This is a genomic window from Streptococcus porcinus (assembly GCF_900475415.1).
GTDB lineage: Bacteria > Bacillota > Bacilli > Lactobacillales > Streptococcaceae > Streptococcus > Streptococcus porcinus.
Genome location: NZ_LS483388.1, coordinates 1,806,196 through 1,821,178 on the forward strand (window position 1 = coordinate 1,806,196; position 14,983 = coordinate 1,821,178).

At 37.8% G+C, this 14,983-nt stretch carries 17 protein-coding genes; 5 read left to right on the plus strand and 12 right to left on the minus strand.

All coding sequences use genetic code 11. The features are described 5' to 3' along the window. Positions 1–51: 51 nt before the first annotated feature. Positions 52–351 carry a YbaB/EbfC family nucleoid-associated protein gene (locus tag DQM45_RS09010; protein ID WP_003084372.1) on the plus strand — a complete coding sequence of 100 codons (300 nt, stop codon included), beginning with the start codon at positions 52–54 and terminating at the stop codon, positions 349–351. Positions 352–549: 198 nt separating this feature from the next. Here the strand turns inward: DQM45_RS09010 and DQM45_RS09015 are convergent, their stop codons facing one another. Next, positions 550–1,137, minus strand: coding sequence for a 3'-5' exonuclease (locus tag DQM45_RS09015; RefSeq protein ID WP_003085912.1), 588 nt, complete (start codon positions 1,135–1,137; stop codon positions 550–552). Between the two features lie 44 nt (positions 1,138–1,181). Next, positions 1,182–1,709 carry a DUF536 domain-containing protein gene (locus DQM45_RS09020; protein WP_003084245.1) on the minus strand — a complete coding sequence of 176 codons (528 nt, stop codon included), beginning with the start codon at positions 1,707–1,709 and terminating at the stop codon, positions 1,182–1,184. 355 nt (positions 1,710–2,064) lie between these two features. On the opposite strand from DQM45_RS09020, the gene DQM45_RS09025 reads away from it, so the two are divergent. Further along, positions 2,065–3,237 carry a BaiN/RdsA family NAD(P)/FAD-dependent oxidoreductase gene (locus DQM45_RS09025; RefSeq protein ID WP_003085389.1) on the plus strand — a complete coding sequence of 391 codons (1,173 nt, stop codon included), beginning with the start codon at positions 2,065–2,067 and terminating at the stop codon, positions 3,235–3,237. 170 nt (positions 3,238–3,407) lie between these two features. Continuing rightward, positions 3,408–3,677 carry a 30S ribosomal protein S14 gene (rpsN, locus tag DQM45_RS09030; protein ID WP_003083690.1) on the plus strand — a complete coding sequence of 90 codons (270 nt, stop codon included), beginning with the start codon at positions 3,408–3,410 and terminating at the stop codon, positions 3,675–3,677. Between the two features lie 110 nt (positions 3,678–3,787). Here rpsN and DQM45_RS09035 read toward each other — a convergent pair whose 3' ends face one another. The 5 genes from DQM45_RS09035 to tsaB all read right to left on the minus strand — a co-directional run bounded on the left by DQM45_RS09035 (position 3,788) and on the right by tsaB (position 7,003). Next, entirely contained in the window at positions 3,788–4,114 is a 327-nt protein-coding gene (locus DQM45_RS09035) for an AzlD domain-containing protein (protein WP_003084747.1), read from the minus strand. Then, on the minus strand, positions 4,101–4,796 hold the full coding sequence (locus tag DQM45_RS09040) for an AzlC family ABC transporter permease (protein ID WP_003082656.1): 696 nt from the start codon (positions 4,794–4,796) through the stop codon (positions 4,101–4,103). Before DQM45_RS09040 ends, DQM45_RS09035 begins: the two co-directional genes overlap by 14 nt. 86 nt (positions 4,797–4,882) lie before the next feature. Further along, positions 4,883–5,893 (minus strand): tRNA (adenosine(37)-N6)-threonylcarbamoyltransferase complex transferase subunit TsaD, encoded by a 1,011-nt coding sequence (gene tsaD, locus DQM45_RS09045; RefSeq protein ID WP_003085311.1) that lies wholly within the window; start codon positions 5,891–5,893, stop codon positions 4,883–4,885. Beyond that, positions 5,883–6,311: a ribosomal protein S18-alanine N-acetyltransferase gene (rimI, locus tag DQM45_RS09050; protein WP_003083288.1), complete on the minus strand. Its 429-nt coding sequence runs from the start codon at positions 6,309–6,311 to the stop codon at positions 5,883–5,885. The genes tsaD and rimI overlap by 11 nt, the downstream gene beginning before the upstream one ends. Then, the gene (gene tsaB / locus DQM45_RS09055) at positions 6,311–7,003 is read right to left on the minus strand and encodes a tRNA (adenosine(37)-N6)-threonylcarbamoyltransferase complex dimerization subunit type 1 TsaB (RefSeq protein ID WP_003083824.1); all 693 of its coding nucleotides are present in this window, start codon (positions 7,001–7,003) and stop codon (positions 6,311–6,313) included. Before tsaB ends, rimI begins: the two co-directional genes overlap by 1 nt. A 278-nt stretch (positions 7,004–7,281) precedes the next feature. On the opposite strand from tsaB, the gene DQM45_RS09060 reads away from it, so the two are divergent. Both DQM45_RS09060 and rnjA read left to right on the plus strand, forming a co-directional pair. Beyond that, complete coding sequence (locus DQM45_RS09060) at positions 7,282–7,512, plus strand: DNA-dependent RNA polymerase subunit epsilon (protein ID WP_003085221.1); 231 nt, start codon at positions 7,282–7,284, stop codon at positions 7,510–7,512. Between the two features lies 1 nt (position 7,513). After that, positions 7,514–9,199 (plus strand): ribonuclease J1, encoded by a 1,686-nt coding sequence (gene rnjA, locus DQM45_RS09065; RefSeq protein ID WP_003086075.1) that lies wholly within the window; start codon positions 7,514–7,516, stop codon positions 9,197–9,199. Positions 9,200–9,250: 51 nt separating this feature from the next. Here rnjA and DQM45_RS09070 read toward each other — a convergent pair whose 3' ends face one another. From DQM45_RS09070 to DQM45_RS09090, 5 genes are all read right to left on the minus strand, one after another. Further along, positions 9,251–10,186, minus strand: coding sequence for an ABC transporter ATP-binding protein (locus DQM45_RS09070; protein WP_003083860.1), 936 nt, complete (start codon positions 10,184–10,186; stop codon positions 9,251–9,253). After that, positions 10,186–11,232 carry an ABC transporter ATP-binding protein gene (locus DQM45_RS09075; protein WP_003083752.1) on the minus strand — a complete coding sequence of 349 codons (1,047 nt, stop codon included), beginning with the start codon at positions 11,230–11,232 and terminating at the stop codon, positions 10,186–10,188. The genes DQM45_RS09070 and DQM45_RS09075 overlap by 1 nt, the downstream gene beginning before the upstream one ends. A 10-nt stretch (positions 11,233–11,242) precedes the next feature. Next, positions 11,243–12,274, minus strand: a complete 1,032-nt coding sequence (locus tag DQM45_RS09080; RefSeq protein WP_003085327.1) for an ABC transporter permease — start codon at positions 12,272–12,274, stop codon at positions 11,243–11,245. Between the two features lie 9 nt (positions 12,275–12,283). Beyond that, positions 12,284–13,198 carry an ABC transporter permease gene (locus DQM45_RS09085; RefSeq protein WP_003083822.1) on the minus strand — a complete coding sequence of 305 codons (915 nt, stop codon included), beginning with the start codon at positions 13,196–13,198 and terminating at the stop codon, positions 12,284–12,286. Positions 13,199–13,269: 71 nt separating this feature from the next. Beyond that, the gene (locus DQM45_RS09090) at positions 13,270–14,928 is read right to left on the minus strand and encodes a peptide ABC transporter substrate-binding protein (protein ID WP_003083189.1); all 1,659 of its coding nucleotides are present in this window, start codon (positions 14,926–14,928) and stop codon (positions 13,270–13,272) included. Between the last annotated feature and the right edge of the window lie 55 nt (positions 14,929–14,983).

Here is a 14,983-nt window from a genome sequence, read left to right on the forward strand (position 1 = left end):
AATTAATAACAGGGTCTAAACCCTTGATACGAAAGGAATCTATAGAAAATTATGATGAACATGCAAAATATGATGAAGCAAGCGCAAAAGCTTCAAAAGCAAATGGAACAAAAGCAAGCTGACTTGGCAGCTATGGAGTTTGTTGGAAAGTCTGCTCAGGAGCTTGTAACGGCTACTTTTACAGGTGATAAGAAGCTAGTTTCGATTGACTTTAAGGAAGCTGTTGTCGACCCTGAGGATCTTGAAACTTTATCAGATATGACTACTCAAGCTATCAATGACGCTCTGGCACAAATTGATGTGGCAACTAAGAAATCACTTGGTGCCTTTGCTGGCAAAATACCTTTTTAATAAACTAGACAAAAAGCAATCAATATTTCGATTGCTTTTTGTCTAGTTTATTAAGTCTCTAAATAATATGAAAGCTAACATTTTCCTATAGGTTGTCTATGTTTAGCCAATTAATAATTTTTAAATGAAAAACTTTGCTTATTACAGCTCTACCTTATCACATGACCTAAGGTCATGTACAAGAAGTGCCCCTAGTTTTTAATCAAACAAGCCACTGAGTCCAGCAAAAGGGTTGTTGCTGGTTATCTCTTCTTGTTGACTCAGATAATTTTTGTTGTCATCCAATTCTAAGAAAGCTTCGTAAACACGTGCTGTCATACGTGCATCTTCCAAGCTATTATGACCTTTACCTTTAATACCTAAAAAGCTGGCAACCGTGGTCAATTTGAGGTTAGTAATCCCATTTAAATCGCTACTACGACGCTCAAAAGCTTCATCGTAGAGGTCAACTGTGTATTGCTCAGATAAGTCCAAGCCGTTATCAGCTAAAATTGGTAGATCAGATTTTTCCGAATTGTAACCAATCAAGGCGCAGTCTCCAACAAAGGCTTTGAACTCTTCTAACACCTGGTTTATCTTGGGAGCCTTAGCAATTTTATCAGCAGTGATACCTGTCAACCCATTAATGAAACTTTGTAAAGGAACATCAGTGTAAACAAAACTGTCAAAGCTGTCAATTTCTTCATGGTTTGCCATTTTAACAGCCGACAATTGAATTAGATGGCTGACGTCTTTGACAGTGTTAAATTCTAAATCAAAAGCAATATAATTTGTTAATTTTTTCATCATTCTCCTAGTGAAAAAGGCCCTTGAGGGCCTTTTTATTTTTCTTATTTTCCAAATAACCGACCTAAAAAGCCTTTTTTAGCAGGGGTTTCTTTAACTTCTTCAACTTGACTTTTTGCTTCATCCATTTGAGCCTTAGCTTCTTCTAGCTCTAATTTCAAGTTTTCTTTATCAGCCATAGCTTTCGCGGTCAATTGCTGTTGTTGGTCTAATTGTTTATCTTTTTCAGCAATCTGCACATCTTTGACCCGCATCTGCTCATCTTTAGCAGCTAATTGCTCATCTTTTGCTTTTAACTGGTTATAAAGACGTGTAATCTCAGTATTTTTTTCGTCAACTAAGATTTCTAAGAGTTCACGTTGTTTGGTTTCCTCACTAATTGGTTCATCATCAAAAATCGTTTTTTTATAGATTTCTTCCAACTTAATAAGGCCACTACGTTTAACCACAGTGACACCTTTGTCATTTTTATCAAGGTCTTCTTCGGGAAGTGCTTTAACGCGATTATTTACGGCCTGACGACTGACTCCCAAAATTTCAGCTAGTTCACTAACTGTCTTTTCTATTGCCATATTTTCCTCTTTTAACGGTTACTGAGTATTCTTAATAAGAATAGTAACATAATACTAGAATTCTGTCAATTTCAGTAAAGTTAAGAAGCTAGGATAATCCTTTGATAACAAAATAAGCCGTTCTAATGTACGGCTCAAGACATAGACACTGGATCACCTTCCTCTCAGTTTTCAGACGGTTTCAAGGAAAAAGCCTCCATTTCTATTAATTGGTAAGTTACAAAAAGTAACCTGCATTTCTTACCATCTCTATTATATCCCGGTAACAATAACTTGTCCATGGCATACCGCTCTCCTGCAAAAGGATTTGATTCATCTGCTATAAAAAGAGCAAGTAATATGGTAAGATAAGTTTATGGAACTATTTGATACAATTATTATCGGTGGTGGTCCTGCAGGGATGATGGCAGCCATTTCCAGTAGCTACTATGGTTACAAAACTTTACTCATCGAGAAAAATCGACGCCTTGGTAAAAAACTAGCCGGTACTGGTGGAGGCCGTTGCAACGTGACCAATAACAGCACTTTAGAGGAACTATTAGCTGGAATTCCGGGTAATGGACGTTTTCTTTACAGTGTCTTTTCTCAGTTTGATAACCATGATATTATTCGCTTTTTTCAGGATAATGGCGTTAAACTCAAAGAAGAGGATCACGGCCGCATGTTTCCCACTACTGATAAGTCTAAAACTATTATTGAGGCATTAGACAAAAAAATTAAAGAACTCGGCGGGCAAATTTTAACTGGTACGGAGATTGTTTCGGTCAAAAAAGAGGACGATCAATTTCTCTTAAAATCAAAAGACCAAGTTTTTACCTGTAGTAAATTAATTGTAACAACTGGCGGTAAATCCTATCCTTCTACTGGTTCAACAGGCTTCGGTCATGATATTGCACGACATTTCAACATTAAGGTTACAGAGTTAGAGGCAGCTGAAAGCCCTCTTTTAACTGACTTCCCTCACAAGGAACTACAAGGTATATCCCTGGATGACGTTACCCTATCTTACGAAAAACATGTCATTACTCATGACTTACTTTTCACTCACTTCGGCTTATCAGGACCTGCCGCACTTCGGCTTTCTTCTTTTGTTAAGGGCGGAGAAATAGCAGAGCTAGACTTCTTACCTCAGATGTCTGAGGATCTTCTCAGCAGCTTTCTAGAAGAAAATCGAGAGAAATCTGTCAAGAATGCACTTAGAGCCCTGGTTCCAGAAAGAGTAGCTAATTTTCTTAGCACAGCCTTTCCAGAAAAAGTCAAACAACTGACTCCCAGTCAAAAAGAAGAATTGGTGACTAAGCTCAAGCGATTGCCCATACCTATCACTGGCAAGATGTCACTAGCCAAATCTTTTGTCACAAAAGGCGGAATTGACCTCAAGGAAATTAACCCAAAAACTCTGGAGAGTAAGAAAGTCCCTGGGCTCCACTTTGCGGGAGAAGTTTTAGATATCAACGCTCACACAGGTGGTTTTAATATTACATCTGCCCTCTGTTCTGGATGGGTGGCTGGAAGTCCTCACTATTAGATAATCAAGAGCCAATTTGTTTGGCTCTTTTTTATTTTATTTACTTAACTAGTTGCCTATATTATGATAATGGTGTATAATAACTTTATATTTTGTTAACTGGTTTATTACCAGTTAACAAAAAGGGTCTGATAAGCCCGAAGATTATTAATATAATGAAGGAGAAAGCAATGGCAAAAAAATCAAAAATTGCTAAATACCAAAAGCAGCTCCAACTGATCGAACAGTACGCTGACCTTCGCCGTGAGCTTAAAGCAGCTGGGGATTATGAAGCACTGCGCAAATTGCCGCGTGATTCAAACCCTAACCGCTTGAAAAACCGGGATTTGATTGATGGCCGTCCACATGCTTACATGCGTAAGTTTGGTGTTAGCCGGATTAATTTCCGTAATCTAGCTCATAAAGGTCAACTTCCTGGCATCACTAAAGCTAGCTGGTAAGCTTTTCACACTTTACAAACACTTATTTTGCAGGTAGGTGTCAATATTAGTAATCATAGTAGCCAATATTTATCACTTTAAACTCAGTATGCCAAGATACTGAGTTTTTTTTATTGTAAAAATCGAAGCAAAGCCATACTGATTACTCCTGTTAAAACGACATATAATAAATTTTTTGAGCGATACGCCATATAAATTGTTGGCAAACTTGCCAACAAAGCCCACCAATCAACAGTTGGCAAGTGTCCAACTTTTTCATGAAAGAGACTAGATAATGTTAGGGAAGCTAGTATACTTAGCGGTAAATAATTTAAGAACCGTAATACAAGTGGTGGTAACTTCTTATATTTTACAAAAACAAAAGGAGCTACTCGCGGAATCCACGAAACCAAAAAACCAAGTAAAATAGCCATTAAAATAGTATCATTTTGTTTCATCAAGATAGACTCCTATTCCACAAGCTAATAGAGTTGACACTAAAACAGATAGATTTTCTGAAAAAATTAGCGAAGATAGTAAATAAGTAATGAATACCGTCAAGAAAATTAGCCCTATTTTTTTAACGCCATCAGTCAAAAGCATAGCTTCTAGCTGACTCGAAAGAAGTCCGATAAACATAGCTACCAATGCAAAATCAAGGCCAAACCTTTGAGGGTCACCAATAGTATTTCCTAGAATTGCTCCAAAAACAGTGGCAGATACCCATGTTACATAGCTCAAAACATTATTTCCATGCATCCATTTTGGACTAATACTTTTGTTATGAACCGTCTCTCCCAAAAGAACGCCATAGCTCTCATCAGTTATCAATGAAGCAATTGCAATGTTATCCCAAAAACTGCTTTTATTAAAAATTGTCGTTGCATGGAGACTCATTAGCATATTTCGTAAATTGACTAAAAAAATAGTAAGAACTATCGCCGACAGACTTGCACCACCTACAAGGAGCGCACACATGGCAAATTGCGCTGAACCACCATAGATGAGAGCACTCATTAAGGCGACTTCAAGATTAGAAATTCCAGAAGCAGAGGCAATAATTCCAAAAGCTAACCCTATAGATATGTAGCCAAATGCTGTTGGTAAGGCATCTCTGACACCTTCTTTGAAACCTTTCATACTTACTCCCCTCCACCTAGTTATCAGAATATTCAAACATTATATCATAATTTAAGTCATAAGGGAACAGTTTTAAAGTTGTTCCCTTAATCATTATAAGTAAAAGCCAAGCTAGGTTTAGCATTTAAATCCAGTTTAGCAAAGTGTTCTAAATCATATTCAATGGCAGCTGCTAAAGCAATCATACCAGCATTATCACCACAAAGACGTAAAGGAGGAATGATAACGGGTATTTCTGTGATTTCTTGAGCTAGGCGCTCTCGAAGACCTTGATTGGCTGCCACGCCACCAGCAACAACAAGCATTTTAACTGGATATTGGGCTAATGCTTTTTTAGTCTTAGCCATTAAAATATCTAGTACGGCTGCCTGAAATGAAGCGCATAAATCCTCAAGAACCAGTTTTTCGCCTTTTTGTTCAGCATTGTGATGTAAATTAATGAAGGCTGACTTTAAGCCAGAAAAAGAGAATTCTAAATGGTCTTCTTTAATCATTGCCCGTGGAAAATTAAAGGTATCTTCACCTTTATGGGCTAGCTGATCAATTTCACGACCTGCTGGATAGGTTAACCCCATGACACGACCAACCTTATCATAAGCTTCGCCGACTGCATCGTCCCGCGTTTCTCCAACAATATGGTACTGGCCTGGCTCTGAAACATAGACCAGCTCGGTATGCCCACCTGAGACTAGGAGAGCCATCAGTGGATATGCTAGTTCTTTTTCTTGACGTGCAGCCATAAGGTGGCCAGCCATATGGTTGACTGGTATTAAGGGGATGCTATAAGCCCAAGCAAAGGCTTTTGCGGCAGCGATTCCCACCAATAAAGCACCAACAAGCCCTGGCCCATAAGTTACAGCGACAGCATCTAAATCTTCTGCACTAATACCAGCTTCTTTCAAAGCGTCTTCAAAGCACGTTGTAATCACTTCTACATGATGGCGACTAGCAACTTCTGGTACTACTCCACCAAAGCGTTTGTGGCTCTCTACCTGACTAGCAATGATATTACTTAAGAGCTCATTATCATTTTTAAGGATGGCGACACTGGTTTCGTCACAAGAACTTTCGACCGCCAAAATATACCTATCTGTCATCTTTTCCTTCTCGTTTCATTAATAGTGCCCCTTCAACAGGGTTTTTATAGTAATCTTTACGTTTTCCAACGATACTAAAATTAGCTTTTTTGTAAAGAGCTTGCGCTGCAAGGTTTGACTCCCTTACTTCCAAAAAGATAGGATGGTTAGAAGAGGCAACCCTCTGTAAGAGCTGCGCTCCGATACCTTTACCTTGGTAATCAGGCAAAACAGCAATGTTTGTAATTTCCAACTCACCTACCAATTGCTGCAAAGATAAAAAAGCTATTATTTCTTGTCCATTATAGACAAAATAGTAATCAACATTTGGTGATTCTAGATCTCTTTTAATCTGATCCGTTGTCCAAGGTGACTCTTGGTAAACACGACTTAGGATGTGATAAACAGCTTCTACTTTTTCTTCAACAGTTTTCATCATTAAACACGCTTGATATAATTGGTCTCTGACTCTGGTTGATGGCTTTTAAGCCAAATTTCTTCAGCTTCTACTTTTTTCAAATATTCAGGTACAAAAGCGTCCACATCAACTGGAGGCATATTTTGAGCCCTAAGTCCTAACTCAAAGGCAGAAGGCAGGGTGGGATAAATTTCAGCTTTTGGTAGTTGCTCTTTGATAACATTACTAAAACCAGCTACTTCTCCCGTAAATATGATTTTTGTTTGCCCCTTTAACTCTTCTACGAGATCAGATAAAGCTATGTGTTGATCAGCTCGAACACTCTCCTTGTTTTGATAAAATCCTGCATAGACGTTTTGCCGTCTAGCATCAATCAGTGGCACTACTAAAGTTTCTGGATCGGTGATTGTAGCAGCCAAAGCATATAGGCTTGAAATGCCAACTAAATCAATTTTTAAACTGTAGGCTAACATTTTAGCTGTTGCCACGGCGACGCGTAAGCCAGTGTAGGAACCAGGTCCTTGTGCGACTGCGATTCTCCCTATGTCCTTAGGGCATAAATCCAAAGAAGCCATCAAAAAATCAATGGCTGGCATGAGATTGATGCTATGGTTCTTTTTGATATTGATCGTTAAGTCTGCTAGTAAGGTCCGATCCTCTAAAATAGCGAGCGAAAGACTCTTATTAGAGGTATCAAATGCAAGTATTTTCATTTTACCCTTCTTTTCTGTGAATTACTATTGTCCAATTATATCATAAAATCACCTTTCTGGACAAAAGTCCGTCTAGATCTAACTCTTGTAAAAGCCCCGATTCTTGCAATCTATGCTTTTACTAAAAGCTCTAATTATGGTATAATTTTAGTAATTGCAAATAATCAAGTTTAAAACTACTACACTATTACTTATAGAAAAAGGTCACACGGCCATCGTGCCATTTGACTTGTTTTATTATAGTTTAAATCCTTGATTTACCAGAAAGGAAAAATAAAATGATTTACAAAGTTTTCTACCAAGAAACAAAAGACCGTAACCCACGTCGTGAAAATACGAAATCTTTATATATTGATATTGAAGCGAAAGACGAACTTGAGGGCCGTATTAAAGCACGTAAACTTGTTGAAGAAAAAACAAATTACAACGTTGAATTTATTGAGCTCCTCTCAGATAAACACCTCGAGTATGAAAAAGAAACAGGCGTTTTTGAAATAACGGAGTTATAATATGTCAGCTATCGATTTAAAACCTAATGAAGTTAGCGTCTTCGCCATTGGCGGTCTAGGGGAAATCGGCAAGAACACTTATGGTATCGAGTACCAAGATGAAATCATCATTGTTGATGCAGGGATTAAATTCCCAGAAGATGATCTTTTAGGTATCGACTATGTTATTCCTGACTACTCTTACATTGTCGATAATATTGATCGTGTCAAAGCTTTAGTCATTACCCATGGACACGAAGATCATATTGGCGGGATTCCTTTCTTACTAAAACAAGCTAATGTCCCTATTTACGCTGGACCACTTGCTCTCGCTTTAATCCGTGGCAAACTGGAGGAACATGGTTTACTTCGTGATTCTAAAATGTACGAAATTAACCATAATACAGAATTGACCTTCAAAAATATGAGCGTCACTTTCTTTAGAACGACTCACTCCATTCCAGAACCTTTAGGCATTGTTATTCATACCCCTCAAGGAAAGATTGTTTGTACCGGCGATTTTAAATTTGATTTCACTCCTGTTGGTGAACCAGCAGATATTCATCGCATGGCTGCACTTGGTGAAGAAGGGGTTCTCTGTCTTTTATCAGATTCTACAAATGCCGAGGTTCCGACTTTCACCAACTCTGAAAAAGTGGTTGGGCAATCTATTTTAAAAATTATTGAAGGAATCCACGGACGTATTATCTTTGCCTCCTTCGCTTCGAATATTTTCCGATTGCAACAAGCTGCTGAAGCTGCTGTTAAGACAGGACGAAAAATTGTTGTCTTTGGCCGTTCCATGGAAAAAGCTATTGTCAACGGAATTGAACTAGGCTACATCAAAGTTCCAAAGGGTACCTTTATTGAACCTAACGAAATTAAAGACTACCATGCTAATGAAATCTTAATTATGTGTACAGGTAGCCAAGGGGAATCTATGGCTGCGCTCGCAAGGATTGCTAATGGTACTCACCGTCAAGTTACTTTACAACCCGGTGATACTGTTATCTTCTCATCAAGCCCAATTCCAGGAAATACAACCAGCGTCAATAAACTGATTAATACTATTCAAGAAGCTGGTGTAGAAGTCATTCACGGCAAAGTCAATAATATTCACACATCAGGGCACGGTGGTCAACAAGAGCAAAAACTCATGTTGCGTCTTATGAAACCCAAATTTTTCATGCCCGTTCATGGTGAATATCGGATGCAAAAAGTTCATGCAGGCTTAGCCGAAGATACAGGTATTCCAGAAGAAAATATCTTCATTCTAGAAAATGGTGACGTTTTAGCCTTAACAAGCGACTCCGCTCGTCGTGCAGGCCATTTCAATGCCCAAGACATCTATGTCGATGGAAATGGTATCGGTGATATTGGTACAGCTGTCCTACGCGATCGTCGTGATCTTTCAGAAGATGGAGTCGTATTAGCAGTAGCAACTGTTGATTTTGAAACACAGATGATTCTAGCTGGTCCAGACATTCTCAGTCGTGGCTTTATCTACATGCGTGAATCTGGTGATTTAATCCGAGAAAGCCAACGTGTTTTATTTAACGCTATACGTATTGCACTTAAAAATAAAGAAGCTAGCATTCAATCTGTTAATGGTGCCATCGTAAATGCCCTTCGTCCTTTCTTGTTTGAAAAAACCGAAAGAGAACCTATTATCATCCCAATGATATTAACTCCTGATAAGGAAGACTAGTCAAAAAAAAACCAATCCTTAGATTGGTTTTTTTTGACTAGTTTAGTTATCTTATTTATTTTGTTGAGATCTATAAGCTTCTGCTTCTGCTTCGGTCGATAAAACAAAATGACCTGGCGTAATTTCATGCATTTGGCGTTCTTGTCCATCCATTTCGATACTTGGATCGTAGATTTCAGCAACACGTTGGCGCTCAATATCTGGATCTGGTTCTGGGATAGCAGAGAGGAGACTCCTAGTGTAGGGATGGATAGGGTTATTATAAACATCATCAGACGTACCAATCTCTAACATTTTACCCCAATGCATAACACCAATACGATCAGAAATATATTTAACCATCGACAAATCATGTGCAATAAAGAGATAAGTCAATCCTCTTTCTTCTTGTAACCTTTGCATTAAGTTAACAACCTGTGCTTGAATAGATACATCAAGAGCAGAGATAGGCTCATCGGCAATAATAAATTTCGGTTTGACAGCCAGCGCTCGAGCAATACCAATTCGTTGACGTTGGCCACCAGAAAATTCATGAGGATAACGCGTTGCGTGGTCTCGGTTCAAACCAACACGTTCTAGTAATTCTTGAACCCGTTTCTCACGCTCTGCTTTGTTTGGTGAAAGTTTATGAATATCTAACCCTTCTGCAACAATGTCTCTAATTTTCATCCGACTATTAAGGCTTGCTTGTGGATCTTGGAAAATCATCTGAGCATCTTTACGGAACTCATGCAACTCTTTTCCTTTAAGATTGGAAACTGTTTTACCATTAAATATAATATCACCTTCATTGATATCATAAAGCTTCAAAATAGCACGGCCAACTGTCGTTTTTCCTGATCCAGATTCTCCGACAAGCCCAAATACTTCACCTTCATAGATGTCAAAGCTAACCTTATCAATAGCTTTAACTTCATTCTTTTTACCTTTATTGAAGATCAGTGAAACATTCTTAAGCTCAACTAATTTTTTGCGTTTATCTGTCATTAAGCTTGACCTCCGTTCTTTTCAGCCCATTTCTTCCAACGTTTTTGTATTTGAACTGGAGGAATAACTTTTGGTGCACGCTCATCTAACAGCCAAGTAGCAGCAAAATGCGTGTCACTAACTTTAAACATTGGAGGTTCTTCTTCATGGTCAATGTCTAAAGCAAATTCGTTACGAGCTGCAAAAGCATCACCTTTTGGTGGATTTAGTAAGTCCGGTGGTGTACCTGGAATTGATTCTAAAGTACCAGCTTCTGTATCTGTTGTCGGCATTGATTTTAAGAGGCCCCAAGTATAGGGATGCTGTGGATTGTAGAAGACTTCATCAACTGTACCATATTCAACAATTTTTCCAGCATACATAACCGCAACACGATCCGCCATACCTGCAACAACTCCTAAGTCATGAGTAATAAAGATAATAGATGATGAAATTTGCGACTGCAAGCCTTTCATTAATTTCAAAATTTGATTTTGAATAGTAACATCAAGGGCAGTTGTTGGTTCATCAGCAATCAATATCTCCGGATTAGCTGCTAAGGCGATAGCAATAACGGCCCGTTGTCGCATACCACCCGACCACTGGTGAGGATAGTCATTGATGTGCTCTTCAGCATTAGGAATACCTACTTGATGCATCAATTTCAAAGCACGATCTAAGGCTTCTTTCTTAGATACTGACTCATGGATTAGAATCGCTTCAGCAATTTGCTTACCAATTTTCATGGTAGGATCCAAACTAGTCATTGGATCTTGGAAAATCATGGCAATTTCTTTTCCACGAACTTTAACCCATTCTTCCTCTTTTAAGTTATTGAGTTTTTTTCCTTTAAAGTCAATATCACCTGAAATACTTGCATTTTTTGCATTCAACCCCATTAAGGTCCGGGTAGTCACTGACTTTCCTGATCCAGATTCACCGACGATTGCCAAGGTCTCACCCTTATACAATTCGAAATTGATATCTCGGATAGCTTTAACATCTCCAGCATAAGTTTTGAAATCAACGTGGAGGTTTTTAACATTTAAGATTGTTTCATTTGACATGTTTTTCCTCCTAGTCATTACTTGATTTTGGATCAAATGCATCACGCAAGCCATCACCTAATAAAATAAAGGCTAACGAAATAAATACAAGAGCAAGTGCCGGTAATAATACCTGATACGGGAAATATTGCAAGTTTTCTTGAGCATCAGTAATCAAAGAACCTAACGAAGCAGTTGGTGGCTTAACACCAAGATTAATGGCCGATAATACCGATTCATACATAATAGCACTTGGAACAGTCATCATAATTTGGACAATAATAATCCCCGAAATATTTGGAAGAACATGCTTGAACGCTATTTTAAAATTGCTTTCGCCCAAGGCACGTGATGCCAAAACGAAATCTCGTTCACGGTAGGACAAGGTTAAATTTCGGACTTGACGCGCCATTGATGTCCACCCAACAATGGCAATTGAAATAATAATTGATAAGACACCATTTCCAAGGAGCAAGCCAAGCATTGTTACAATAACTAAGTTAGGAATTGATGAAATAACTTCAATAATCCGTTGCATGAGGGTATCAACTTTACCACCAGTAAAGCCTGATATTAAACCATAGGTAACACCAATAATTAAGTCAATTAAAGTTGCAACAATGGCAATCAACAGTGAGATACGAATACCCACAGTAATCCGTTTTCCGATACTGCGTCCTAAACTATCTGTTCCCAAGAGAAACTTTTTGTTTTCTGGTACCCCTTGATCTGCATAGGCATCATTAGGCTCTGTATTACCAGCATAAGTAATGCTACCATTCCAAAAAGGTAAACTTGAGCTAAGCTTCGGTGGCAAATTACGATAAGTATTAACCTCTTTACTATCAAAACTATTAGCATCATTTTTAGATACAATAAAACTTGATCCAACAGCAAACACTAATAAGCTGACCAAAAAGACCATCGAAATAACAGCCAATTTATTCTTTTTCAAGCGTCGCCAAGCATCTTCTAGGAAAGATAAGGCTGGCTTTTCAATTTTTTCTTGTTGATCGACTGAACCGACACCAACAAGTTTAAATGATTTTTTTTCTTCTAGCATCTTACTCTCCTATCCTAGACGTACACGGGGGTCGGCAACACTGATAATAATATCAGTAATTAATATAGCCACCATAAGCATCAAGGCATAAACAATAGTTGTTCCCATAATAACTGGGTAATCTTTAGTTGGAATAGATGAAACAAACTGCTGACCAATACCAGGAATTGAGAAAATTTGTTCAATCAAGGCTGATCCAGTTAAAATATTCGCAGCCATTGGTCCAACAAGTGTTAACACTGGAATCATCGAATTACGATAAGCGTGTTTATTGGTCACTTGGCTATTGGTTAATCCTTTAGCGCGAGCTAATTGGATATAATCTGTATTTAAGGTTTCAATCATCTCACTACGGAAAAAACGAGTCACTTGAGCAAAAACCGGTATAGCCAAACCAAAGGTTGGTAGGATCGTTTGTGCAAAAGTTCCCCATCCAGATAATGGTAGAAGACTCCATTTAAATCCAAAATAATCCAAAAGTAATAGACCAATAATGAATGACGGTACTGAGATGCCCAACGTTGAGATAATACTTAGAAAGCCATCAATTTTATTGTTCTTATTACGTGCTGAAATAGCACCAACTAATAGGCCACCCGAAATACCAACTACAAGTGCTTGAATTCCTAAGTGTACAGAAACACCTAGTCGTTGTGAAATTAGTTTAGTTACTGACTGGTTCACTGACTGGTAACTTGTTCCAAAATCACCATGGAGAACATCAAACAAATACTTCAAGTATTGTTGCCATAATGGCTTATCCAATCCATATTGCTTGTTCATCATTGCAATCATTTCATCTGTTAATTTCGGATTGTTGTATGGAGTACCTGGCATAATCTGCATCAGGAAGAAAGATAGGGTTACAACTACCCATAAAGTTACTAATAAAATAGCAACGCGTTTTAATAAATATCTAGTCATGATTTCCCTCTAACAAAAGCAAGAACTGGCATAAAACCAATTCTTGCACTATTTCGTTACGATTAGGTCTCTTATTTTTTATAAGCGTAGGTAAAGTCAACGTTTAAACCAGTTGAATTACGCACTAGACCTTTAATGCTTGGATTTTGTAAAGCTTGAGTTGTTCTGAAATATACAGGATTATAGTATGCATTGTCATAAAGAACTTTCTCAGCATCTTTATAATCTTGGGCAGCAGCGTCAACATCTAAAGCATCAGCTGTAATGGCTTTTTTATAAGCAGCATCATATTCCTGACTTGCAAATTTACCATAGTTGTAAGCAGCATCTGATGTGAAAAGACCATAGAAAGTTGAACCTTCAGGATAATCACCTCCCCAAAGAGCAATCGCAACATCAAAGTTTTGATTCTTTGTATCTTCCAAACGTTGTTTAAAGGTTACAAATTTTTCTTCAACAGTAAGTCCTGGAAGTGCTTTTTCCCATGTTTCTTTAATATAATCAACAGTTGATTTAGCAACCGGATTATCTGCATCAGCCGTAATAGTTATTTTTACGGAATCTTTACCAAGTTCTTTCAAACCTTCTTTAAAGAGCTTAGCTGCTTCTTTTTCATCATACTTATAGCCTGGTGCTACATATTTTGTTAAATCTGAACCATCTTTAAGTTTAGCAAGACCGGTTGGAGCAAGTGCTGTCGCAGGTTTTGAGCCAGTGTCAACAGCTGCCGCTACAATTCCTTTACGATCTGTAGCCAAGTTCAGAGCTTGACGAATTTTTGTATTTGATAATGCGGGAACTTTTCCAGTTTGATTGTAAACCATATAAGCCGTTGTAGCTTCTGGAACATCAACAATATCTTTGTTTTTCTTATTAGCATTGTAGATAGCTGAAGTTCCTGAAATATTTGCCAAGTCAAGCTTCCCTTGTTTGTACATTTGAACAGCTGTATCAGGTTTTTTAACAGTTTGGACATTTACTACTTTTGTCTTAACAGCTTTTGCATTCCAGTAATTCTTGTTTTTTACAAGTTTGAAAGTTCCACTAGTTCCATTCCATTTTTCAACAGTATAGGGACCAGAGTAAATTTGTTTATCTGAAGAAGTTCCATAATCTTTACCAACTTTTTTCACAAATTCTTCTTTTTGTGGCATAAAGCTAGCAAATGATAATAAACTCTTGAACTGTGGTGATGGCTTAGACAACGTAAAAATAACTTTATTGCCTTCAGCTTTAACTCCTAATGAGTCTAAATCTGTGTTTTTACCAGAATTGATTTCTTCTGCATTTTTCAAATGTGCATCAAAAGTTAAATAAGCATATTCTGAGGCAGTAGCTGGATCAACAATACGTTTCCATGAATAAACAAAGTCTTTTGCTGTTAGCTCGCTACCATCAGACCACTTTAAACCATCACGCAAAGTTGCTGTATAGGTCAAGCCATCGTCCGAAACTTCAACTTTCTTAGCTAAATCCGGTTGAAGCTTCCCTTTTTCATCAACTCGGAGTAAATTACTTTCAGAGTTTCCAATTGCCAATGAAGAATAAGAATCTGTGTTTTTAGAAATATCTAAAGAAATAATTTCAGTCGGAGTATACCAGTTGATTTCATCTTTATTATCGGCTTTCGTGGTAGATTTATTTCCACAAGCTATTAATAGCGTGGCAGAGGCAAGTGTAATTGCTCCTAAACCAACACGTTTCCATTTTACTTTTTGTTGCTCGTTCATGTAAAAACCTCCTAGTTAAACATATTGTGTGTAAGTTGATAGATTAAATTATATC